We start from the raw sequence: 24181 nt of genomic DNA, 5'->3' as shown, positions 1-24181 counted from the left end.
TGCCAGTATTTGAACAAAGTGTAAAAGTTGGGAATTTCTGCAAATGTTCAAAAAGTTAGTCTTGACAGTATAGAATTCGTCTTGTATGATGGGAAAACCCACTGATTTGATGGGTAGAAATATGAGAAGAAAAAGGATACGACTATGAAACAACTGTGGACACAATGGACTGGCATTTCTCTGGTGAAGCGGATTGCTTCTGGATTGGTACTCGGCGCCATTTTGGGGTTGGTAATCCCTGGGTTTGACTTTGTGAGCCTGATGGGCTCGGTGTTTGTCGGGGCGCTGAAAGCCATTGCCCCTGTGCTGGTATTTTTCTTGGTGATGGGTGCCCTTGCCAACCAGAAAAATGGCACCCGTTCTGGCATGGGTCATGTGATTGGCCTGTATTTATTGGGCACCTTTTTATCCGCTCTGGTCGCAGTGGCTGGCAGCTTTTTGTTCCCCGTCTCCATGACATTGCCTCTGGCAGATGTTTCCTCTGTCGCACCCGGCGGTGTGGGGGAAGTGCTGACCACCTTGGTGATGAACGTGGTGGCAAACCCTGTTTTAGCCCTGACCCAAGGCAATTACGTAGGCATTTTGGCATGGGCTGTGGTTTTTGGCTTGGCCCTCAAGCAAGCCAATGCCACCACCAAGCAAGTGCTCACCGACATCAGCGACGCTGTGTCCCAAGGCGTGCGCTGGGTCATCGAATTTGCTCCCTTTGGCATTTTGGGCTTGGTGTATGACACCGTGTCTACCAGTGGCATTGGCGTGTTCCAAGAATACGGGATGTTGCTGGTTCTGCTGGTGAGCTGTATGGTTGTGGTGGCCTTTGTGATCAACCCCATCCTCGTCTATGCCAACATCCGCCAAAACCCTTATCCCTTGGTTTGGAAATGCTTAAAAGGCAGCTTTGTCACCGCCTTTTTCACCCGTAGCTCTGCGGCCAACATTCCTGTCAATATGCAGCTGTGCGCCAGCATGGGTTTGGAAGAAGAGCGCTATGCCGTGTCCATCCCTCTGGGTGCCACCATCAATATGGCTGGCGCCGCGGTGACCATCACCGTCATGACGTTGGCCACCGTGCATACCTTGGGTTACAGCGTGGACTTGCCCACCGCCATTGTGCTCAGCTTGGTGGCGTCTGTGTCTGCTTGTGGCACCTCTGGCGTGGCTGGTGGGTCTTTGTTGCTCATTCCCATGGCTTGCGCCTTGTTCGGCATTGACGGCGACATCGCCATGCAAGTGGTGGGTGTTGGCTTTATGATTGGCGTGGTGCAAGACTCTGTGGAAACTGGTCTCAACTCCTCCACCGACGCCCTGTTCACCGCTGCTGCAGAATTGGGACAACGTCGCAAAAACGGCGAAGAAGTGACGTTTTAAATACTAGAAATCGGTGAACGGCGGGGGCAAGCCCCCGCCGCATAAGGTATATGCCCCCAATCCTCCCCCACGATTGCCCATTGCGCAATCGTGGGGGATTTGTTATAATACATATAATTGTAAACAACGGAGGATCCCATGAGTATTTTAACAGTGACCCACGTAACCCACGGCTTTGGGGGACGACAAATTTTAGAAGACGCGTCTTTCCGCCTGCTCAAAGGGGAGCACGTAGGCTTGGTGGGTGCCAACGGCGAAGGCAAAACCACCTTTTTAGACATCATCACAGGCAAGCGCCCCCCAGACGAAGGCACCGTGGAATGGTGCAACCACATCACCACTGGGTATTTAGACCAACATTCCACCCTTGAAAAGGGGAACTCCATCCGCGATATACTCCGCTCCGCCTTCGACTCCATGTACCAAATGGAGCAAGATATGTTAGGCTTGTACGACAAAATGGGCGACCTAGACGGTGCCGCTTTGGACAAGCTGATGGAAGAAGTGGGGGAACTGCAAGACATCTTGGAGCACAGCGGCTTCTATGTCCTCGATACCAAAATCGAAGAATATGCCAACGGTTTGGGCTTGGGAGACATTGGCCTAGAGCGGGATGTTAGCGAGCTCTCTGGCGGTCAGCGTGCCAAAGTTTTGCTGGCAAAATTGCTGTTAGAAAACCCCATGATTTTGATTCTGGACGAACCCACCAACTTCTTAGACGAAAACCACATCACGTGGCTCAAACGCTTCTTGCAAAACTATGAAAACGCCTTCATTTTGGTCAGCCATGACATCCCCTTCTTAAACGATGTGGTCAATGTCATCTACCATGTGGAACGGTGCGTGTTGACCCGATACACGGGCTCTTATGAAGACTTTCAAAGTTTATATGAGCTGAAAAAACGGCAGGTGGAGCAGGCTTATGAAAAGCAACAAAAGGAAATTGCCCACCTAGAAGAATTTGTGGCCAAAAACAAAGCCCGTGCCGCCACCGCCACCATGGCACGCAGTCGGATGAAGAAGCTTGAGAAGATGGATGTCATCGAAATCGCCAAGGAAAAACCCAAGCCCACCTTTGCATTTAAATCGGCACGCACCCCCGGTCGCTATGTGATTGAAGCCAAAGGCATTGTGCTGGGATATGACGACCCCTTGACCAAACCTGTGGACGTGATTGTGGAGCGAAACCGCAAAATCGCCATCCGTGGGGTCAACGGTTTAGGCAAATCCACCCTACTCAACACCTTGCTCGGGCGCATCCCTGCTATGGAAGGCACCATCGAGCATGACCAGTTTATGGAGGTGGGGTATTTTGAGCAAGAAGAACGGGGCAACGACCGCACCGCCTTGGAAGAAATCTGGGCAGAATTTCCCGGCATGACCAATGGGGAAGTCCGCTCAGCCTTAGCCAAATGCGGCCTCACCACTGACCATATTGAAACCCAAATGCGTGTCCTCTCTGGGGGCGAAAATGCCAAGGTGCGGTTGTGTAAGCTGATGCTGCGCCCCATGAATTTACTGGTGCTAGACGAACCCACCAACCACTTGGACGTAGATGCCAAAGAAGCCTTGAAAGAGGCCATCAAAAACTACCGTGGCACCGTGCTACTGGTGAGCCATGAACCTGAATTTTATCAAGATGTGGTCCAAGATATCTGGAGCGTAGAAGATTGGACAACCAAGGTTGTATAAATTAGAACAGACAGGGGTACACCCTGTTCCTACGGTTATTCGTAGGGACAGCCCTCGCGGCTGTCCGCCCCGTGTCATGTTTGTCTGGATGATTACATATACTGTGCCACAGGCATCTGTGGCAGAAAGAGAGGCTCTGTATGGGTCGTAGAGAACAAGAGAGCAGTGGTTCCCCCTTTATGATTGTGCTGTTGGTTGCCATCATAGGCGCGGCCTGTTGGTGGTTATTACTGGGACAATCGGAAGCAGAAATTGTGCCAGAAGCGGTGGAAACCACGGTATCTGCTGAAATCACACCAGAAATTGTGCCAGAGGTGGTGCCTGAACCAGAGGTGGAGGAAGAAATTGTGGTGGAAGAAGACCCCATGCCCACTTTGCCAGAAGGCACCGAGGATTGGCAAATCATCATCGCCAGCAAGTGGTACCCCCTAGACGCTGACCCAGAGATGGAGCTAGTGCAGGTGGAAGATTACAGCGTGGACAGCCGCATTGTAGAGGCACTGGAGCAAATGCTGGCAGATTGTCGCGCCGCTGGCTTCACCCCCAAAATCTGCTCAGCCTATCGCTCTTATGAAGTCCAAGAACGGCTGTATAACAACAAAGTTGACCGCGTGCTGGCGGCTGACCCCACCTTGTCCATAGAAGAGGCCATGGAAGTGGCGGCCACAGAGGTGGCTGTGCCCGGTGGCTCTGAGCATCAAACTGGCCTGACGCTAGACATTGTGGACATCAACTACCAAATCCTAGACGAAACCCAAGCGAACACCGCCACCCAGCAATGGCTCATGGAGCACTGCTGGGACTATGGTTTCATCCTCCGCTATCCCTTGGGCTACAGCGACATCACAGGCATTATTTACGAGCCATGGCACTACCGCTACGTAGGCTATGACATTGCCCAAGAGATGCTAGAAGAGCAGGTGGTTTTTGAAACCTACTTGGCTGAGCGTGGACTCTACGTATTCCCCGAAGAGCTGGCACAATGATAAAAATGCCCCATGCAATCAACCGATTTGTAGTGACCCCAATAAGTTAGACTTGATAACGTAGCAGCTGCGGCTGCTACGTTATTTTTATGCAGCGAGATACTTCAGTCTGTATTCTACAGGACTGAAGTAGCCTAGTTTTTGCTTTGTACGCTTGTTATTGTAATAATCAATGAAGTTTTCTATGGCTAATTTCAATTCATCAAAACTGTAAAACGTATTGCCGTAATAGATTTCTTGCTTGAGAAGACCAAAGAAATTTTCCATCACAGAGTTGTCCAGGCAGTTGCCTTTCCGAGACATGCTTTGGAAGATGCGGTTCTCTTTCAGCGTCCTAGAATAGCGTTTCATTTGGTATGCCCAGCCTCTGTCCGAGTGAAAAGTTCTTCTGAATTTGCAGTCGTTGGTGACCTCGATGGCCTCATTTAACGCAGCCATAATGCCTTCTGCCGATGGTGTTTTGGTAATGCTATAGCTTAAAATTTCGCCGTTAAACATATCCAAGAATGGATCTAAATATAACTTTTTCGTTATCAATTTACCGTTGCTGTCAAATGTGTAATACTTAAACTCAGTGGTATCTGTTGTGATTTTTTGATGCACAATGTTGGTGTTGAATCGTCTTTTGACCCAGTTTTTGCAAATTCTGCCCACAATCCCTTTGTAAGACGAGTATTTTCGGCTCTTGCGTGTGTAGGATTTCACTTGCAAACCAAGCTTTTGCACCAGCCGTTGGACTTTCTTTTTGTTGACGTGCCAGCCTGCTTTCCTAAGCTCACCCAAAATTCTACGATAGCCAAAATCCTTGTGTTCATCGCGAATTTCAAGGATTTTTTCTTCAATTTCTTTGTCTGGATTTTCCTTGTCAAATCGCTTCTGCCAATACATATAGGTTGCTTTTGGGAACTTTAAAACAGCAAGAATATCTTTTAATTGGAACAATCGCCGGAGGTCGCAGATACTTCTTGCTCTTTGTTCTGTGCTTCTTCTTCCAAGCGCAACCTCCTCAATTCTTTTAAATAGGCAACCTCAATTCGCAACTTTAGATTCTCATCTTCAAGCTGCTTTAAATATGCCCCATGGTCGTCTGTATGGTCTATTTTCTCAGGTTTAGCCATCTTTGGTCGCCGTACTTTGCTCTTTTCCTGAAGCGCAGCAGGACCCGCTATGCGGAAGTCATTCACCCAACGGGTAATTAGAGATGGATTATTGATGCCCATCTTCAAAGCCAGTTCCTGATACGATATTTCTGTTGTTAGATATAATTCTACCACAGAAAGCTTAAAATCGAAAGGATAGCTTTTGTTTTCTCTGGAGCGAACCAGTCCATCATCACCAAACTCTTTGTATGACTTGTGCCAGGTTTTTACTGTGGTTAGTGATGGTATACCATATTTCTTCGCTAAAGATTCATATCCGCCTTCCTGGTTTTCGTATGCCATGATTACTTGCTTCTTAAATTCAAAACTGTATTTTGCCATGAAAATACCGACCCCCAATCGTTAGATTTTTAGGTCTAACTTTTGGGGGTCGGTACAATTGCATGGGGCGTTTTTCCTGTTAAACTTATCGTTTGAATTCATCAAAGGGGTCAGGCTCTTGGCGCTTGGGTTGAGGCTCTTGCCGCTTGGGTTGATGCTCTTGCCGCTTGGGTTGGTGCTCTTGCCGCTTGGGTTGGTGCTCTTGCCGCTTGGGTTGGGGCTCTTGGCGCTTGGGTTGGGATTCTTGGCGCTTGGGTTTAGATTGAGGCTTAGGCTGTTTTGGCAAAGGCTTGGGCACTGGTGGCGCCACATCTGAATCCTCATCAGGATCCACGCAAGCAGGCTCGTCCATAAACTTCCACGCCGAGAAAAACACCGTCAATGGCACCGCCACCAATATGCCCATGGACCCCACCACGGCTTGGATGATTTCTGTGACGATCATTTCCATGTTCATAATCACCATGGTATTTTTGCTATAGGCCGTGAACAACAGCACCACCGCCAAAGAGCCGCCCACATAGGCCAAAATCAAGGTGTTGGTCATGGTGCCAATCATGTCTTTGCCAATTTGCATCCCAGAGTACACCAACTTGGGCATGGTTTTATCGTGCATTTCTCGGGCAATTTCCTGCATGGCAGAGGCCAACGACATGGACACGTCCATGATGGCGCCCAGCGAGCCAATGAGAATACCACCCCAAACCACAGCCTTCAAGTCGATGGATACATCCCCTTCTAGCATGGTTAAAAACACATAATCTTGGTCAATGACCCCTGTAATTCCCAAAGCGGCATTGACGCTAAGGGCCATCAGGCCAGCCACCAGTGTGCCAGAGAGGTTGCCCACAATGGCGCACAAGGTTTTGCGATTAAATCCATTTAAAAGGAGCAAGCTGACAAAAATCACATAGGCCGCAATGACAATGGTGATGAAGTACACATTCCAGCCCGACAAAATGGCTGGCACGTACACCAAGAAAATGGCCGCAACACTAAAGAGCAGTGAAACAATGGTGGCACAGCCTTTGAGCCCACCCACCAGCAAAATCATCACGAAAAACACCATGCACAGTTTCGCGATGCCCCCTGTGCGGTCAACCCCTGCGTAAGACCATGTTTCGCTGCCGCCGTTGACACTGGTTTCCAGCGCCAAAATGGTGTCGCCTTTTTCCACGGCATCATCAACGGGCAGGTACATAGAGTCGATGTATTGCTCCATCTCCACCGTTTCACCCTTGGAATCCCCCGAGGTGAGCTTGGCGGTGAAAATCACGGTCGTATTGTTCATATCTTCCACCCACGACTCCACCGATGTAGAGATGACCTCCACCACAGTGGCGGTTTCCACCGCTTCATAGTCGGCGTTGGTGGCATTATAATCGCACAATAAACTGCCCCCAATAATAAACAGCAATGCACAAATGCAAACGATTAAGTACCGAGAATCAATGGCCTTGAGCCGCTGGAACACTGTCTCCATGGAAAAATCCTCCTAACAGATGGTGGTTATATCGTATAGTAGTATACCGTAAAAGCTGTGATGCAGTCAAGATAAGGCCTCCATTTTCATAAAAAAACAAAAAACGGCTGAAATTTTCAACCGTTCACAAAATAGTTATTGACTTAAAGGGAAATTCATGTTAAAATAAATCGCTTATGTATAAAAACGGATACTGTACCATCCTAAGTTCTTTATGGACACAGGATACCACAGTTTCCACAACTTTGCAAGAGTGAGTTCAAAAGAAAACGGCAACACTGCCGTGCGTATCTTTTTCTCACTCTTGTTGTTTCCCCAAAAATCGCCGCCACGGGCAAGGGTTGCCCTGTGAGAAGGCGGCAGAAGAAAGGTGAATATAAAAGATGGCTAGAGACAAGTATTATGGACGGACAGTGCGCAAAAATTTCGCCCGCCATGAAGAAATCATGCCCATGCCAAACCTGTTGGAGATTCAAAAGAAATCTTACAAATGGTTTTTAGAAACAGGCTTGGGTGAGGTGTTTGATGATGTGGGCACCATCACCGATTACCAAGGGAATCTGGAGCTGAGCTTCACCGGTTACACCATGAAAGATCCCCCCAAGTACAGCGTGGAAGAATGCAAAATCCGTGACTGCACCTATGCAGCACCTTTGCAAGTGAAGGTAAGCCTGCGCAACACCAAAACCGACGAAGTGAAAGAACAAACCATTTTCATGGGTGACTTCCACCTGATGACCGATTCTGGCACCTTTGTGGTCAACGGCGCAGAACGTGTGGTTGTGTCCCAAATCGTTCGTTCCCCCGGCGTATACTACGGCAAGGATTTGGACTTAAAGACCGACCTGCCCCTGCTCAGCGCCACTGTGATTCCTTACCGCGGTGCTTGGCTGGAATACGAAACCGACACCAACGAAATTTTCTGGGTGCGTATCGACAAGAACCGCAAACTGCCTGTAACCTGCCTACTGCGTGCTATGGGTCTGAAGACCGACGCAGAAATTCTTGACCAATTTGGCGACGATCCCCGCATCTTGGCCACCTTGGAAAAAGACCCCTGCAAAACTTACGAAGAAGCCATTTTGGAAATTTATCGTAAGCTCCGTCCCGGCGAACCCCCACGGTAGAAGCTGGCGAAACCCTGCTCTCCACCTTGTTCTTTGACGCACGCCGCTATGATATGTCCACTGTGGGTCGTTATAAGTTCAACAAGAAGCTGTCTTTGTGGAGCCGTGTGTCTGGTCACGAATTGGTATACCCTGTGGCAAACCCCGCCACCGGCGAAATCATGTTTGACCAAGGCTACATTTTATCTGTTGACGATGCCCGTTTGCTGGACACCGTGGGCGTTGGCGAAGTGACCGTCCTTTGTGATGGCGCACCCATTAAAGTCCGCTCCAACAAAATGTGCTCTCTGGCACACTATGTGGACTTTGACCCTCTGGCAGAATGCGGCATCAAAGAGCGCGTGCGCTTTGAAGTCTTGCAAGAACTGCTGGCCGAGTACAGCGGCAAAGAGCTGATTGAACAAATCAAACTGCGCAAAAACGACCTGCTGCCTAAGCATATCATTGTGGACGATATTCTCACCTCCATCAACTATATGAACGGCTTGGCCCGCGGTCTCAGCCCCAAAGACGACATCGACCACTTGGGCAACCGTCGTTTGCGTTGCGTGGGCGAACTGTTGCAAAACCAATTCCGCATCGGCTTTAGCCGTATGGAACGTGTCATCCGTGAACGCATGACCATCCAAGACGTGGATTTGGTCACCCCTCAAACCTTGATTAACATCCGTCCTGTGACGGCTGCTATTAAAGAATTCTTCGGTTCTTCCCCCTTGAGCCAATTCATGGACCAAACCAACCCCCTTGCTGAACTGACCCACAAGCGTCGTCTGTCTGCACTGGGCCCAGGCGGTTTGTCTCGTGAACGCGCCAACATGGAAGTCCGTGACGTGCACTATTCCCACTATGGTCGTATGTGCCCCATCGAAACCCCTGAAGGTCCTAACATCGGTTTGATTTCTTACTTGGCTTCCTACGCTAAGATCAACGAATACGGCTTCATCGAAGCACCTTACCGTGCCGTTGACAAGGAAACCTTCCATGTGTCCACTGGCATCACCTATATGACTGCCGACATTGAAGATAACTACGTGGTGGCACAGGCTGCTGAACCTCTGGACGAAAATGGTTGCCTGATTAACAGCCGTATCATCGCTCGTCACCGTGACGAAGTGGTGGAAGTGGACAAGGAAGTGGTTGACTTCATCGACGTGTCTCCACGTATGATGGTTTCCATCGCAACCGCTATGATTCCCTTCCTGCCAAACGATGACGCAAACCGCGCACTGATGGGTGCAAACATGCAGCGTCAAGCTGTGCCTCTGCTCCGTCCCCAAGCCCCCATCGTGGGCACTGGTATGGAACACAAGCTGTGCATCGACTCTGAAGTGGCACTGGTGGCGGAAGACGAAGGCGTTGTCACCTCTGTGGACGCCCGTCACATCATTGTCCGTTACGACAATGGCGAACTCAAAGACTACCGCTTGACCAAGTTCTTGCGCTCTAACCATGGCACTTGTATGAACCAAAAGCCCATCGTGTCTGTTGGTGACCGCGTCCACGGCTACCGCAACAACCCCGAAACCGGCGAATGGGAATTCCCCACCGTGCTGGCGGATGGCCCTGCCACCGACCAAGGCGAAATCGCACTGGGGCGCAACATTCTCGTTGGCTTCATGACTTGGGAAGGTTATAACTACGAAGATGCTGTGTTGCTGAACGAACGCATCATCCGCGAAGACTTGTACACCTCTATCCACATCGAAGAATACGAATTGGATGCCCGTGACACCAAGCTAGGGCCCGAAGAAATCACCCGTGACATTCCCAACGTTGGCGAAGATGCCCTCCGCGATTTGGACGAAAACGGCATCATCCGCATCGGCGCCGAAGTCCATGCTGGTGATATTCTGGTGGGTAAGGTCACCCCCAAGGGTGAAACCGATTTGACCGCTGAAGAACGACTGCTGCGTGCTATCTTCGGCGAAAAAGCCCGCGAAGTCCGTGACACCTCTTTGAAGGTGCCCCATGGCGAATCTGGTATCATTGTGGATGCCAAGGTGTTCTCCCGCGAAAATAAAGACGAACTGGGCCCAGGTGTGAACCAAGTGGTGCGTGTCTATATTGCCCAACGCCGCAAAATCCAAGTGGGCGATAAGATGGCAGGTCGTCATGGTAACAAGGGTGTTGTCTCCCGCGTGTTGCCACAAGAAGATATGCCCTTCCTCCCCGATGGTACCCCTCTGGACATCGTGTTGAACCCTCTGGGCGTGCCTTCTCGTATGAACATCGGTCAGGTGCTGGAAGTCCACTTGGGCTATGCCGCTCAAAAACTGGGCTGCAAGGTTGCCACCCCCATCTTCGACGGTGCCAACGAACAAGATATCCAAGATATGCTCAAAGAAGCTGGCCTGCGCCCTGACGGCAAGACCACCTTGTACGATGGTCGTACTGGCGAAGCCTTTGATAACCCCGTCACTGTGGGCTATGTGTACTTCTTAAAGCTTCACCATTTGGTTGACGATAAGATTCACGCCCGTTCCACTGGCCCCTACTCCTTGGTCACCCAACAACCCTTGGGTGGTAAGGCACAATTTGGTGGTCAGCGCTTTGGTGAAATGGAAGTGTGGGCACTGGAAGCTTATGGTGCCGCTTATATTCTCCAAGAAATCCTCACCGTAAAATCTGACGATGTCACCGGCCGTGTCCGCACTTATGAAGCCATCGTCAAGGGTCACAATGTGCCCCAACCTGGCGTGCCCGAATCCTTCAAGGTTTTGGTGAAAGAATTGCAATCTCTGTGCCTAGACATCCAAGTGCTAGACGCCGACGGCAACACCATCGACTTGAAAGACGACGAGGACGCGCTGGACACCTTCAACCTCTCTCGCATGGATGCTGACGATGACCGTCACCGTGCCACTGCACAAGATGCTGAGTTTGAAGAATCCGGCTTTGACATTGAAGACGCCCCCGACGACGCTGGTAGCGAAATCGATGATATGGGTGGCGACTTGGACGACAATGCTTTTGGCGACGAATAAGGTTGCCAATGGAAAAGGGTATCTCTAAGAAGGGATGCAGTGGCCACTTTGTGGCGCTGTAACCCTTTGGAGGTCACCTGATTATATAATGAGGAGGATAACGCTCTATGATCGATAGCACAACAGGCAATCACATTGCCTTTGATGCCATTAAAATTGGCATGGCGTCCCCAGAGCAGATCACATCTTGGTCTTATGGTGAAGTCAGAAAGCCTGAAACCATCAACTATCGTACCTTGAAACCCGAACGGGACGGTTTGTTCTGCGAAAAAATCTTCGGGCCAACCAAGGACTGGGAATGCCATTGCGGCAAATATAAGAAAATTCGTTATAAGGGTAAGGTCTGCGACCGTTGCGGCGTAGAAGTCACCCGTTCTAAGGTGCGTCGTGAACGCATGGGTCACATTGACCTGGCCACCCCCGTTTCTCATATCTGGTATTTCAAAGGCATTCCCTCTCGTATGGGCTTGCTGCTAGATATCTCCCCCCGTATTTTGGAAAAAGTGCTGTACTTTGCCAACTATATTGTCACCGATCCCGGTGAAACCCCTCTCAGCTTGAACCAAATTCTCTCTGAGAAGGAATACCGTGATTTCCGCGAAAAATATGACGACGAGTTCCACGCTGGCATGGGTGCAGAAGCTGTGAAAAAGCTTTTGTCTGACATCGACTTGGTGAAGCTGTCCGAGCAACTCCACACCGACCTGAAAACTGCCACTGGCCAAAAAAAGGCTCGTGTGGTCAAGCGTTTGGAAGTGGTGGATGCCTTCCGTATCTCTGGCAACAAGCCTGAGTGGATGGTCATTGACGTGTTGCCTGTCATCTCCCCTGAATTGCGCCCCATGGTGCAATTGGACGGTGGCCGTTTCGCAACATCTGACTTGAACGACTTGTATCGTCGTGTCATCAACCGTAACAACCGTTTGAAGCGTTTGATTCAACTCAACGCACCTGACATCATCGTCCGCAACGAAAAGCGTATGCTTCAAGAAGCGGTGGATGCTCTGATTGACAACGGTCGTCGTGGTCGCGCCGTCACTGGCGCCAACAACCGTGCTTTGAAATCCTTATCCGATTTGCTCAAGGGTAAGCAAGGTCGTTTCCGTCAAAACTTGCTGGGTAAACGTGTCGACTATTCTGGCCGTTCCGTTATCGTGGTTGGCCCTGAATTGAAGATTTATCAATGCGGTGTGCCCAAGGAAATGGCTGTGGAACTGTTCCGTCCCTTCATCATGAAAAAATTGGTGGAAGACGGTAATGCCAACAACATCAAGTCCGCCAAAAAGATGGTGGACAAGGGTGAAACCGCTGTGTGGGATGCTCTGGATGTCATCATCAAAGACCACCCCGTCATGCTCAACCGCGCACCAACCCTTCACCGTTTGGGTATCCAAGCCTTTGAACCTGTGTTGGTTGACGGTCGCGCACTGAAGCTTCACCCCTTGACCTGTACTGCATTTAACGCCGACTTCGACGGTGACCAAATGGCTATCCACGTACCTTTGAGCGCTGAAGCCCAAGCAGAAGCTCGTATTTTGATGCTGTCTGCTAACAACCTGCTTCGTCCTCAAGATGGTGGCCCTGTGACCGTGCCTTCTCAAGATATGGTGCTGGGTGCTTACTACCTGACCTACGAACGCATCGGCAAAGCCGAAGTGGGCGCAGAAACTGTGTGGGTCACCAGCTCTGGTGACACTGGTTTGCCTGTAGATTCTGTGGTTGACGCTGACGAATTCTTGGCCGCCAATGTTGCCGCCAAGGCAGACGGCAAGCAAGAAGCCACCTTCCGCCCTGTCCACATCTATGGCAACGAAAACGAAGCCATGATGGCCTATCAAGACAAGGTTGTGGGTGCTCACTGCCCCATTTCTGTCCGCGTGTCCCGTATCATTGACGGCGTGGAACAATTCAAAATTGTCCACACCACCCCTGGCCGCATCATTTTCAACCGCAACCTGCCCCAAGACTTGGGCTTTGTGGATCGTACCAACCCCGACACCATGTTCGACTACGAAATTGCCTTCCAATGCGGTAAAAAGCAACTGGGGCAAATCGTTGACCGCACCATCAAAAAGCACGGCTTCACCGTGGCTTCTGAAGTGCTAGACGCCATGAAGTCCAGTGGTTACCACTATTCCACCATCGCCGCCATCACCGTGTCCATTTCTGACATGGCCATTCCTCCCAAAAAGTATGAATTGGTGGCAGAATCCGAAGCCAAGGTTTTGGAAATTGAAGAACAATACAAAATGGGCTTCATGACCGACCACGAACGCTACAAGCAAGTGGTTGCTGTCTGGGAAAAGACCACCGAAGACGTTTCTGATGCTCTGAGCGACAACCTCGACCGCTACAACCCCATCTTCATGATGGCTGACTCTGGCGCCCGTGGTTCTCAAAAGCAAATCCGTCAATTGGCTGGTATGCGTGGTTTGATTGCAAACACCGCTGGTAAAACCATCGAAATCCCCATCAAGGCCAACTACCGTGAAGGTTTGACCGCATTGGAATACTTCATCTCCTCTCGTGGTGCTCGTAAGGGCTTGGCGGATACCGCTCTGCGTACCGCTGACTCCGGTTACTTGACCCGTCGTATGGTTGACGTTTCTCAAGACGTGATCATCCGCGCCCAAGATTGTGGCGTGCAACACGGTATCCGTGTCAGCGAAATTTCCGAAAATGACCAAGTCATCGAAAAGTTCGGTGACCGTCTCCGCGGTCGCTTCTTAGTCAGCGACGCTGTGGATGCAGATACTGGCGAAGTGCTGGTCTCTAGCAAGGAAATGATGACCGATGCGGAAACCAAAATTTTGGAATCCCGTCGTTGGGTGCAACACAACCACCGCGCTGGCGATGCCTGCAGCTTTGACCCTGCTCAAGGTGGCAAGCCTACCATCATGATTCGCACCGTTTTGACCTGCCGTGCACCAAGTGGTGTGTGTGCAAAGTGCTACGGTATGAACTTGGCTACTTCCCGCCCTGTGGGCCCTGGCGAAGCCGTCGGTATCATCGCCGCACAATCCATCGGCGAACCTGGTACCCAGCTGACCATGCGTACCTTCCATACCGGCGGTTTGGCTGGTGGCGATATCACCCAAGGTTTGCCTCGTGTTGAAGAACTGTTCGAAGCCCGTCGCCCCAAGCGTATGGCTGTGCTGGCTGAAATTGCTGGTCGTGTTCAATTCGAAGAAACCGGCAAGAGCCTCTTAAACCTCCACATCATCGGCGCAGACGGGGAAACCCACACCTATGCCGTGCCTCACACTGGGCTGCAAGTCCGTGATGGCGTGTGGGTGGAAGCTGGCACCCAGCTGACCTATGGTGCATTGAACCCCCATGACGTGCTCCGCATCCGCGGCGCTGACGCTGTGTTTAACTACTTGATTCAAGAAGTTTTGCGCGTGTACCGTCAACAAGGCGTAGACATCAACGATAAGCATATCGAAGTCATTGTCCGTCAAATGATGCGTAAAGTCCGTTTGGAAAGCTCTGGCGACACCAAACTTCTGGACGGCTCCATGGTTGATGCTCTGGAAATGTACCGCTGCAACGATGAAATCGACCGTCGTAACGCCGCTGGCGAACGCGGTGAAGATGGTGAACTTCTGCGCTACGCAGAAGGCGCCCAGCTGCTGTTGGGTATCACCAAGGCCTCTCTGGCAACTGACTCCTTCTTGTCTGCGGCGTCCTTCCAAGAAACCACCAAGGTGCTCACTGAAGCTGCCATCAAGGGCAAGAGCGACCGTTTGGTTGGCCTGAAAGAAAACGTCATCATCGGCAAGCTGATTCCTGCTGGTACTGGTCTCACCGCCTACCAAAATTTTGCAAAGCAACTGGTCCCCGACCAAGTGAGCGAAGTGGAAGTAGAAGAAGTGGTGGAAGACGAACTGGTATTTGAAGCCTAATTGCTATGAAAAAAACCTGCCTGTGAAAACAGGCAGGTTTTTTTGTGGACAACATCCCAAGGGCTGTGGTACAATGGATGTAAGAATAACAGCCTAAAAAGGAGCATACGCATGAGTAAAGCAGACCAAATTTTCGTTGCCATGTGCCAAGATATTTTGGCAAACGGCAGCTGGGATACCCATTTGCAGGTGCGTCCCCGTTGGAACGATGGCACCCCAGCCCACACCATCAAAAAATTCGGCGTGGTGAATCGTTATGACTTGCAAGAGGAGTTCCCCTTATTGACCCTGCGCCGCACCTATTGGAAAAGCGCTTTAGACGAATTACTGTGGATTTGGCAGAAAAAGTCCAACAATGTCCACGACCTATCCAGTGGCATCTGGGATGCTTGGGCAGACGAAAACGGCTCCATCGGCAAGGCCTATGGCTATCAGCTGGGGGTGCAGCATCCCTTTGGCGAAGGGGTTTGCGACCAAGTGGACCATGTGCTGTGGCAATTGAAAAACGACCCTGCCTCACGGCGGATTATGACCAACATTTACACCTTTGCTGACCTCCATGAGATGGCGCTGGCACCCTGCGCCTATTCCATGACCTTCAACGTGACAGGCAACCGCTTAAACGCCATTTTGAACCAACGCTCTCAAGATGTGTTGGCTGCCAACGCATGGAACGTGAGCCAATACGCCCTCCTTGTCCATCTGTTTGCACAGGCCTCTGGCTTGGAAGCTGGTGAGTTGGTACACGTGATTGCCGATGCCCATATTTATGACCGCCATGTACCCATCATCCAAGAATTGATTGCCCAAAAGCAACACGAGGCTCCCAAGTTGGTGATTGACCCTAGCGTGAGAGATTTTTACGCCTTCACCAAAGGCCATTTCTCTGTGGAGAACTATCAATTCAACCCCTTTGACCAGAAAATTGAGGTGGCAGAATGAACGCACTGAACCAAACAAACGACTTAATCGCCATTGCGGCGGTGGACTGCAACTGGGGCATTGGTGGCAAGGGGGATTTGCTCTTTGCCCTGCCCACCGACATGAAATTTTTCCGTATGCACACCTTGGAACAAACCATCGTTATGGGGCGTAAAACCTTAGACTCCTTCCCCAATGGCAAGCCTTTGCCCAAACGGCGAAATATTGTCTTGACCCACCAAGAAACACTACCCCAAGAGGGGGTGGAAATCGCCCACACGGTGGAGCAACTGCTGGCACTGGTGGGGGACGAACCTGCTTTTGTCATCGGCGGTGGCACCGTGTATGAAGCGCTGTTGCCCCATTGCACCAAGGCCTATATCACCAAAATCCAAAGCGCTGGGGCAGAGGTGGACACCTATTTCCCCAACTTGGACGCCATGGACAATTGGCACATGGCCAGCCAAAGTGAGTCCGTCACTGAAAACGGGCACACCTTCACCTTCACCGAATACACAAAAGAAAGCTAACAGCTAAAAGTGAATAACGAAAAACTATCCGCCTACGGGCGGGGATGGAACGACAACACTGGTTCCCAATCCCCGCCCGCAGGCGGATAGTTTTTCACTTTTAGTCGGTAACGTCCAACCCGTCTGGTAGGACAAAATAGGTGTTCTCATCAGCAATGGTTTCTTCTGACACCACGGCCATACGGTAGATGGTTATGTCGTGTTCTAGTCGCTCTGCTGCCACCAACAAGCCAGAATCCACGCTGATCCAATAGCGGCTCTGGTACCCATCGCTGTCAGTGACCGTCTCCACATAGATGCACCGCACCCCAGATAAAGACTCATAACCAGCATCGGAAATAGATCCCACAGGCAAGCCTATCACATCTTCATATGTGGGAATCCCTTGCAACTGATCGGCCGTGAATGCCCCCACAGGGCTTTGATAAATGGGCAACTCCTCGTCAAACCAAACATATAAAATGTCTTGAGCGGACACCGTATGTTGTGTGCGACCATCTGCAAGCACTTCATCGATACGCTGATTTCCCCCCACTTGGGTGACCGTAATGTCTCGGCTCCCACTACCGCCACTCCACAGCTGTTCAATGCGTACCGTGCGGCGATAATCACTGTGACTGAGGGACGCAATAATGTCTTGCACCGTGTCTGTGGTGACGGCCACCGCATTGACGGCATCGTCTGGATTGGTGGTGGTTTGCTCGGCATCAGCGGTATCCGTGGGCAATGTGATATAGGTGGTGCGCTGTAAGCTGTTGGCAATCACCAACCCCACAACCACTACAATCAACACAGCAAAGGCTATGCTAGAGCGCCCAATGTCCAATTTTTTAAACATAAAATGCGCCCTCCTTTGGATGTATCATACGAACGGGAACAGACAGGGGCAAAGTCCTTCACCTTTAGTCGCCCCCGAAGGGTGCAGGTGCTTCCCCTCTGCCAAAGTGCCACAAAATGGCATCGGCAATACGGGCACAAGCGTTGCCATCGCCATATGGGTTCACGGCTTTGGCCATGGTTTCATAGGCGGCTTTGTCTCGAATCAAGCGTGTGGCCATGGTGACAATATCGTCTTGCACCACGCCAGCAAGGCGCACGGTGCCAGCGGCCACCGCTTCGGGACGTTCGGTTTCACGACGCAACACCAGCACAGGTTTGCCCAGCGCTGGGGCTTCTTCTTGCAGGCCACCAGAGTCGGTGAGCACCATGTAACTGCGCGCCATCAGATTGTGCATCTCGTCGGCAGGCAGAGGGGCAATCAAATGGACACGGGGCGCCCCACGGAGATATTTCTCCGCCGCCTCTTGGACAACAGGGCTTAAATGGACAGGGTAGACCAAGTCTACATCTTGGTTTTCCTCGGCAATTTGCCGCAATGCCAACATGATTTGTTCCATGGGCTTGCCGTAATTTTCACGGCGGTGACAGGTGACCAAACAAACCTTACGGTTTACATAATCTAAATCATTCAGTTCTGGGGTGGCAAACACATACTCAGCACGCACCGTGGTTTTCAGGGCATCGATGACGGTGTTGCCAGTGACAAATACCCCTTTTTCAATGGCTTCTCGTGACAAATTGTCACGGTTTGCCACCGTGGGGCAAAAGTACAAATCCGCAATGGAACTGACCAGCTTGCGGTTCATTTCCTCGGGATAGGGGGAGTACTTATCATAGGTGCGCAAGCCAGCTTCCACGTGTCCCACGGGAATTTGATGATAAAACGCCGCCAACGCACCAGCAAAGGTGGTGGAGGTGTCGCCGTGAACCAAAATCATGTCTGGTTCCATGGCTTTGATGGCCTCTTCCATACCCAAAAGACACTTGCTGGTGATGGTGGACAGGGTTTGACGGGGGGTCATAATGTCCAAGTCGTAATCAGGGGTCACGTGAAAGACTTCTAGTACGCTGTCTAGCATTTGGCGGTGTTGAGCCGTGACACAACAAAGGCTGTCGATGCCGTCACGGCGCGCCAATTCCTGCACCAGTGGTGCCATTTTAATGGCCTCTGGTCGGGTGCCGAACACGCTCATAATCCGTAGATTTTTCATATCAATCCTCCGATGATTGGTCAGTTTCTTCTGGCTGTTGGAGTGGCTTTTCAATGTGGAACACCACACGCCACGCCACCAACGCCACCACGCACAGGGCAAGGAAACAGATGATGGCACGGACTTCGCCGCTGGTGGTGAGCACCACGGCAGATAGCCCCAAAATGGCAGAAATGACATACAGGGTTGCCACGGCTTGTTTTTGGTTCAAGCCCATGTCGATAAGGCGATGATGGATGTGACCTCGGTCAGCCACCATGGGGCTTTGGCCTTTCAAAATTCGCCGTGTCATGGCGAAGGCCGTGTCAAAAATGGGCAGACCCAAGATTAAAAAGGGCACGGCAAAGGAAATCACCGCATAGAATTTAAACAGGCCTTGGATGGAGATACAAGCCAGAATAAAGCCCAAAAAGGTAGCCCCTGTGTCCCCCATAAACATTTTGGCTGGGTTTAAGTTGTAGGGCATAAAGCCCACGCAAGCCCCCACCAGTGCCGCCATCAAAATAGCGACTTGTCCTTCGGACACCAGCAGGGCAATCACCAACACTGTGGTGGCAGAAATGGCGCTGACCCCTATGGCTAAACCATCTAGGCCGTCGATTAAGTTCACCGCATTGGTGATGGCCACAATCCAAATCACCGTCATAGGAATGGACAGCCCTCCCAGCACCCAATAGGGGTTGGGGGAGAATAGGTTTGGATTGGTCACCGCCTGCACCACCACGCCGTGGAAGGCAGGAATCAGGGCGGCTAAAATCTGCACGCAGAATTTCAGCTTGGCTGGCAAGGGGGTAATGTCGTCCACAACCCCTAAAATCACAATGACCACAGCCCCTAGCAAAATACCTTTGAGCTGGTCAGTCATGTCGGCAAAGAGCAAAATACTCACCATAAACCCAAGGAAAATCGCCAGACCACCCAACCGCGGGATGGGGGTTTTGTGCATCCGTCGTGCGTCTTTGGGCACATCGATGGCACCCACCTTATAGGCAAAGGATTTCACCAGCGGTGACATGGCAAAGCTAATGACACCAGCCACCACCAACGCCAGCCCTACAATGGAGAGGACACTCAGTTCAAAATTCATCTATGCAGTCTCCTTAGCGGGCCACAAACCCGATTTTACGTTGGACTTTGGACAGGGTTTTGGTGGCCAGATATTGTGCCTTTTGTGCGCCGTCGCGGTAGACAGATTCCAAATAGGCCTTGTCTTTCATCAGACGTTCGCTTTCTTCACGGATGGGGCGTAGGGTTTCCACCACAGCCTCTGCCACGGCAGGCTTGAACACGCCATAGCCTTGGCCTGCAAATTCAGCTTCTGCCGCTTCCAAGGTTTTACCCGTGGCGGCGCAGTAGATGGTCAGTAGGTTACTCACCCCAGCTTTGTTCTCACGGTCGAAGGTGACAGACATATCGCTGTCGGTGACGGCACGTTTGAACTTGCGGCGAATGTCCTCAGGCTTATCCATCAAGAACACGCAACCATCAGGGTCAGACTTGCTCATTTTATTCTCAGGATTGCCCAAAGACATCACTCTTGCCCCCATTTTGGGGATGAAAGGGTCGGGCAAGGTGAAGGTGTCGGAGTAGAGGCCGTTGAAGCGCTGGGCAATGTCACGGGTCAATTCCACGTGTTGCTTTTGGTCGGCACCCACAGGCACCATGTCGGCTTGATACAGCAAAATATCAGCCGCCATCAGCGCTGGGTAGGTGAACAGGCCTGCTGTGATGTTAGACTGGTGTTGTTGGGATTTTTGCTTAAACTGGGTCATACGGCTCAGTTCCCCAAATTGGGTGTAACACCCTAAAATCCAGCCCAGTTCTGCGTGTTGGGGCACATGGCTTTGGATGAACATAATGTTTTTGGCAGGGTCTAAGCCACAGGCGATGTACTGGGCCAATTGGTTGATGCTCCGCTTGCGCAAAAGGGCTGGGTCTTGACGGACGGTGATGGCGTGCATATCCACGATGCAATAAATACATTCGTATTCGTCTTGCAAGTCCACCCAGTTGCGGATGGCGCCCATATAAGAGCCCAGTGTCAGTTCGCCACTGGGTTGAATGCCACTAAAAATACGCTTTTTCTTATCTTGTTGTCCCATGATTTGTCGTACCTCATTTGTATAAAATAGGGGGAACGGGCGACCACAGGTCGCCCCTACGGCTGTCTGTGTAGGGGCGACCTGTGGTCGCCCGTTCCATCGTGATTTCCATAATTCATTATATTGTATCACGCTTCACAAAAAAGTGCAATCTGTTCTTGACATTCTAGCCAGAAAAAGGGATAATGATATTTGTATGATACTGTGCAAATTCATTGCTATTTATCCATAGGAGGATTGATTTTATGTCTATTGACGCTGCATTTTTTGCTGACCTAGAAGCACGCATCCCCACGGGCACTGTCCGTACCCGTTTCGCCCCCTCTCCCACAGGCTATATGCACGTGGGGAACCTGCGTACCGCGCTGTACACTTGGCTCATTGCCCGTAACGCAGGCGGCACCTTTATTCTTCGCATCGAAGACACCGACCAAGTCCGTTTGATTGAAGATGCCACGGCCATCATCTACAAAACCATGGCAGAATGTGGCTTGACTCACGACGAAGGCCCCGATGTGGGTGGCCCTGTTGGCCCTTACGTCCAAACCGATCGCCGCGACCTATATGGCAAATTTGCCGAGCTACTCATCGAACGCGGTCACGCTTACCGCTGTTTCTGCGACAAAGACGATGTGGCAGAAGTGGACTTGGGGGACGGCGTTGCCATCCACAAGTATGACGGCCGCTGTTCTCGTCTCAGCGCTGAAGAAATTCAGGCAAATTTAACCGCTGGCAAGCCCTATGTCATCCGTCAAAAAATCCCCACAGGCACCACCACCTTCCACGACGTCACCTTTGGCGACATCACCGTGGACAACGACACTTTGGACGACCAAGTGCTAATGAAGCGTGACGGGCTGCCCACCTACAACTTCGCCAACGTCATCGATGACCACTTGATGGGCATCACCCATGTTGTCCGTGGCAGTGAATACCTGTCCTCTGCCCCCAAGTACAACCTGCTCTATGAAGCCTACGGCTGGGATATCCCTGCCTATGTCCACTGCTCTCCTGTCATGCGTGATGCCACCCACAAAATGTCCAAGCGTCACGGTGACCCCTCTTACGAAGATTTGATTGCCCAAGGTTATTTGACCGACGCCGTGCTCAACTATGTGGCACTGTTGGGTTGGTCTCCCAAGGGGGATCAGGCAGAGCAAGAAATCTTCTCTCTGGAAGAGCTGGCAAAGGCCTTTGACATTGCTGGCATTTCCAAGTCTCCTGCCATTTTCGACACTGCCAAACTAGACTTCTTCAACGCAACCTATCTGCGCAACATGACGCCAGAGGCCTTTGCCGCCAAGGCAGAGCCCTATATCCGCCAAAGCGTGAAAAACCCTGCCATCTCTGTTGGGGAAATCGCTGCGTTGCTGCAAGCTCGGTGCGAAAAATTAACTGACATTCCCGAAAAAGTGGACTTTTTCGACGCATTGCCAGACTACGGCATCGACTTCTACACCAATAAAAAGTCTAAAACCAACCCCGAAGTCTGCGCCACCATGCTCAAGGCCGCCATTCCTGCCTTGGAAGCCATTGAAACATGGACAAACGAAGCCGTCCATGACACCCTGATGGGTTTGGCCACCACCTTAGAAGTGAAAAACGCAACCCTTCTCTGGCCTGTGCGCATTGCCGCCGCCGGCAAAATGGTCACTCCTGGCGGAGCCACCGAAATCTGCCACATTTTGGGCAAAGAAGAAACCTTGCGCCGTTTGAACGTGGGGTTGGCGATGGTGGAAGCCGCAGAGTAAATGTAATACCCAATTACGAAAAAACGGCGGGGGCGAGCCCCCGCCCTATGGGGTGGTATTATTGTAGGGCGGGGGCTTGCCCCCACCGCTCTCCCCCACGCACCGATATATGAGAAAAGAGAGGTTCCCAATCATGAGTAAACTGATCATTCCTCAAGGGTACAAAATGCCCTTATCCAACTATGAACTCCAGCGTGCCATTGAATTGGTGAAGGCACAATTCCAATCTTCCATCTGCTCTAGCTTAAACCTCCACCGTGCCTCTGCGCCCTTGTTTGTGGACGGTGCCACTGGCCTCAACGATGACTTGAACGGCGTGGAACGTGCCGTGTCCTTCGACATCCCCGACGTAGGCACCCACGGTCAAGTGGTGCATTCTCTGGCCAAGTGGAAACGCCTTGCCTTAAAGCGCTACGAAGTGCCCATGGGCGCAGGCTTGTACACCGACATGAACGCCATTCGCCGTGATGAAGAAGTGGATAACCTCCACTCTGTCTATGTGGATCAATGGGACTGGGAAAAAGCCATTGACCGCAATGACCGCACTATGGAATATTTAAAAGACACCGTCCAAGCCATTGTAGACTGCATTTGGCAGACGGCTCGGTGCCTCCGCATTGCCTTCCCAGCCATCACCTTTTCCCCTTCTAATGCCGTCCATTATATCACCACCCAAGAATTGGAAGACCTGTACCCCACCTTCACCGCCAAGGAACGGGAACACGCCATCTGCAAAGAATACGGCACCGTGTTTGTGATGCAAATCGGCGGTCTTTTGAACTCTGGGGTGAAGCACGACGGACGCGCCCCCGACTATGACGACTGGACATTGAACGGCGACATCCTCATGTGGAACCCTGTGCTGGAGCAAAGCTTTGAGCTGTCCTCCATGGGCATCCGTGTGGACGAAACCGCTTTGGACAAACAATTATCCTTGGCTGGTTGCGACGACCGTCGCACCTTGCCCTTCCACTCCATGCTCTTAAATGGCGACCTGCCCCAATCCATGGGCGGCGGCATCGGCCAATCTCGTCTGTGTATGCTGCTGCTAGGCGCCTGCCACATCGGCGAAGTGCAAGCAAGCCTATGGGACGAAGCCACCCACAAAGGTTGTGAAGAAGCCGGGATTGTATTGCTGTAAAACTAAGAACTAAAAGTGAATAGTGAAAAACTATCCGCCACGGGCGGAGATGGGAACGGCGGGGTGCCCTCACCCCACCGCATTTTCGCCGCAGCGATCGTTCTTCACTGTTAGCTCTTAGCTTGAAAGGAGTCACGCCTATGACACCCCTCGTCCACACCGTTTATGCCGCCATGAACGCCTTGTACGCTGGCGACCCCAAACGGATTCAACACTACACCAAGGTTCATAGCTATGCCGCCTTTTTGGGGCGCGAAGCTGGGCTCAGCGACCCAGAGCAAGAAACACTGGAAATCGCCGCCTTGACCCATGACATCGCCATCCACCACTGCGAGGCATTGTATGGCCACTGCATGGGCAAGTTCCAAGAAAAACACAGCCAAGAGGTGGCAACACCATTTTTGCAAGGATTGGGTGTTGCGCCCCATGTGATTGCACGTGTGTGCTTTTTACTCTCCCACCACCACACCTTTGTGGACGTAGACAGCTTAGACTGGCGAATTTTGCTGGAAGCGGATTTTCTGGTTAACGGCTTTGAGAGTCAATTGCCACCAGAATCTTTGGCACAGGCACATCAAAGCGTATTCCAAACCCCAGCAGGAAAAACCTTATGCGCCCAAATGTTTGGGCTAGATGGATGACAATCAGGAGGCAACACC

The 24181-nt window shown here is 51.3% G+C and carries 14 protein-coding genes and 2 pseudogenes; 10 read left to right on the top strand and 6 right to left on the bottom strand.

The window, feature by feature from the left end; all coding sequences use genetic code 11:
* The first annotated feature begins 144 nt into the window (after positions 1-144).
* The 3 genes from sstT (at position 145) to RFF05_RS11925 (ending at position 4046) form a co-directional block, all read left to right on the top strand.
* On the top strand, positions 145-1368 hold the full coding sequence (gene sstT / locus RFF05_RS11935; protein ID WP_409967308.1) for a serine/threonine transporter SstT: 1224 nt from the start codon (positions 145-147) through the stop codon (positions 1366-1368).
* Between the two features lie 138 nt (positions 1369-1506).
* The gene (locus RFF05_RS11930) at positions 1507-3060 is read left to right on the top strand and encodes an ABC-F family ATP-binding cassette domain-containing protein (protein ID WP_409967307.1); all 1554 of its coding nucleotides are present in this window, start codon (positions 1507-1509) and stop codon (positions 3058-3060) included.
* Positions 3061-3200: 140 nt separating this feature from the next.
* Positions 3201-4046: a M15 family metallopeptidase gene (locus tag RFF05_RS11925; protein ID WP_409967306.1), complete on the top strand. Its 846-nt coding sequence runs from the start codon at positions 3201-3203 to the stop codon at positions 4044-4046.
* Between the two features lie 87 nt (positions 4047-4133).
* Here RFF05_RS11925 and RFF05_RS11920 read toward each other — a convergent pair.
* Together RFF05_RS11920 and RFF05_RS11915 are read right to left on the bottom strand one after the other, a co-directional pair.
* Positions 4134-5527, bottom strand: a protein-coding gene (locus RFF05_RS11920; protein ID WP_409967305.1) for an IS3 family transposase whose coding sequence is annotated in 2 segments (ribosomal slippage) — positions 4134-4987 and positions 4987-5527 — 1395 coding nt in all. Because the reading frame shifts where the segments join, the coding sequence is not laid out codon by codon here.
* Positions 5528-5612: 85 nt separating this feature from the next.
* Positions 5613-7010: a YibE/F family protein gene (locus tag RFF05_RS11915; RefSeq protein ID WP_409967304.1), complete on the bottom strand. Its 1398-nt coding sequence runs from the start codon at positions 7008-7010 to the stop codon at positions 5613-5615.
* A gap of 383 nt (positions 7011-7393) precedes the next feature.
* Between RFF05_RS11915 and rpoB the strand changes: the two are divergent.
* From rpoB to RFF05_RS11895, 4 genes and pseudogenes are all read left to right on the top strand, one after another.
* A pseudogene (rpoB, locus tag RFF05_RS11910) lies at positions 7394-11121 on the top strand (DNA-directed RNA polymerase subunit beta).
* 107 nt (positions 11122-11228) lie between these two features.
* Positions 11229-14936: pseudogene (rpoC, locus tag RFF05_RS11905) on the top strand (DNA-directed RNA polymerase subunit beta'); the annotation flags it as partial.
* A gap of 201 nt (positions 14937-15137) precedes the next feature.
* Positions 15138-15968: a thymidylate synthase gene (thyA, locus tag RFF05_RS11900; RefSeq protein WP_409967303.1), complete on the top strand. Its 831-nt coding sequence runs from the start codon at positions 15138-15140 to the stop codon at positions 15966-15968.
* Positions 15965-16477, top strand: coding sequence for a dihydrofolate reductase (locus RFF05_RS11895; protein ID WP_409967302.1), 513 nt, complete (start codon positions 15965-15967; stop codon positions 16475-16477). The genes thyA and RFF05_RS11895 overlap by 4 nt, the downstream gene beginning before the upstream one ends.
* A gap of 100 nt (positions 16478-16577) precedes the next feature.
* On the opposite strand, the gene RFF05_RS11890 is transcribed toward RFF05_RS11895, so the two are convergent.
* The 4 genes from RFF05_RS11890 to trpS form a co-directional block, all read right to left on the bottom strand.
* Positions 16578-17315 (bottom strand): hypothetical protein, encoded by a 738-nt coding sequence (locus tag RFF05_RS11890; protein ID WP_409967301.1) that lies wholly within the window; start codon positions 17313-17315, stop codon positions 16578-16580.
* Positions 17316-17379: 64 nt separating this feature from the next.
* The gene (gene wecB, locus RFF05_RS11885) at positions 17380-18528 is read right to left on the bottom strand and encodes a non-hydrolyzing UDP-N-acetylglucosamine 2-epimerase (RefSeq protein WP_409967300.1); all 1149 of its coding nucleotides are present in this window, start codon (positions 18526-18528) and stop codon (positions 17380-17382) included.
* 1 nt (position 18529) lies between these two features.
* Positions 18530-19615, bottom strand: coding sequence for an MraY family glycosyltransferase (locus RFF05_RS11880; protein ID WP_409967299.1), 1086 nt, complete (start codon positions 19613-19615; stop codon positions 18530-18532).
* A 13-nt stretch (positions 19616-19628) separates the two neighbouring features.
* Positions 19629-20630 carry a tryptophan--tRNA ligase gene (gene trpS / locus RFF05_RS11875; RefSeq protein WP_409967298.1) on the bottom strand — a complete coding sequence of 334 codons (1002 nt, stop codon included), beginning with the start codon at positions 20628-20630 and terminating at the stop codon, positions 19629-19631.
* 245 nt (positions 20631-20875) lie between these two features.
* On the opposite strand from trpS, the gene gltX reads away from it, so the two are divergent.
* The 3 genes from gltX (at position 20876) to RFF05_RS11860 (ending at position 24163) form a co-directional block, all read left to right on the top strand.
* Positions 20876-22381 (top strand): glutamate--tRNA ligase, encoded by a 1506-nt coding sequence (gltX, locus tag RFF05_RS11870; RefSeq protein ID WP_409967297.1) that lies wholly within the window; start codon positions 20876-20878, stop codon positions 22379-22381.
* A 133-nt stretch (positions 22382-22514) separates the two neighbouring features.
* A complete protein-coding gene (asnA, locus tag RFF05_RS11865; RefSeq protein ID WP_409967296.1) occupies positions 22515-23522 on the top strand; it encodes an aspartate--ammonia ligase in 1008 nt (335 codons plus the stop codon).
* Between the two features lie 140 nt (positions 23523-23662).
* Positions 23663-24163, top strand: coding sequence for a phosphohydrolase (locus tag RFF05_RS11860; RefSeq protein WP_409967295.1), 501 nt, complete (start codon positions 23663-23665; stop codon positions 24161-24163).
* The last annotated feature ends 18 nt before the right edge of the window (positions 24164-24181 follow it).

Source organism: Bengtsoniella intestinalis (genome assembly GCF_039719005.1).
GTDB classification, from domain to species: domain Bacteria; phylum Bacillota; class Clostridia; order Oscillospirales; family Oscillospiraceae; genus Oscillibacter; species Oscillibacter intestinalis.
The sequence above is the reverse complement of the archived record's forward strand: the minus strand, read 5'-3'. Positions and strand labels throughout refer to the sequence as shown.

Bases quoted from the DNA above. Each gene is read 5' to 3' on its own strand.
- RFF05_RS11930 (WP_409967307.1), top strand. From the start codon at position 1,507: ATGAGTATTTTAACAGTGACCCACGTAACCCACGGCTTTGGGGGACGA.
- thyA (WP_409967303.1), top strand. From the start codon at position 15,138: ATGAGTAAAGCAGACCAAATTTTCGTTGCCATGTGCCAAGATATTTTG.
- sstT (WP_409967308.1), top strand. From the start codon at position 145: ATGAAACAACTGTGGACACAATGGACTGGCATTTCTCTGGTGAAGCGG.
- RFF05_RS11925 (WP_409967306.1), top strand. From the start codon at position 3,201: ATGGGTCGTAGAGAACAAGAGAGCAGTGGTTCCCCCTTTATGATTGTG.
- gltX (WP_409967297.1), top strand. From the start codon at position 20,876: ATGTCTATTGACGCTGCATTTTTTGCTGACCTAGAAGCACGCATCCCC.
- trpS (WP_409967298.1), bottom strand. From the start codon at position 20,630: ATGGGACAACAAGATAAGAAAAAGCGTATTTTTAGTGGCATTCAACCC.
- RFF05_RS11860 (WP_409967295.1), top strand. From the start codon at position 23,663: ATGACACCCCTCGTCCACACCGTTTATGCCGCCATGAACGCCTTGTAC.
- RFF05_RS11890 (WP_409967301.1), bottom strand. From the start codon at position 17,315: ATGTTTAAAAAATTGGACATTGGGCGCTCTAGCATAGCCTTTGCTGTG.
- wecB (WP_409967300.1), bottom strand. From the start codon at position 18,528: ATGAAAAATCTACGGATTATGAGCGTGTTCGGCACCCGACCAGAGGCC.
- RFF05_RS11880 (WP_409967299.1), bottom strand. From the start codon at position 19,615: ATGAATTTTGAACTGAGTGTCCTCTCCATTGTAGGGCTGGCGTTGGTG.
- RFF05_RS11915 (WP_409967304.1), bottom strand. From the start codon at position 7,010: ATGGAGACAGTGTTCCAGCGGCTCAAGGCCATTGATTCTCGGTACTTA.
- asnA (WP_409967296.1), top strand. From the start codon at position 22,515: ATGAGTAAACTGATCATTCCTCAAGGGTACAAAATGCCCTTATCCAAC.
- RFF05_RS11895 (WP_409967302.1), top strand. From the start codon at position 15,965: ATGAACGCACTGAACCAAACAAACGACTTAATCGCCATTGCGGCGGTG.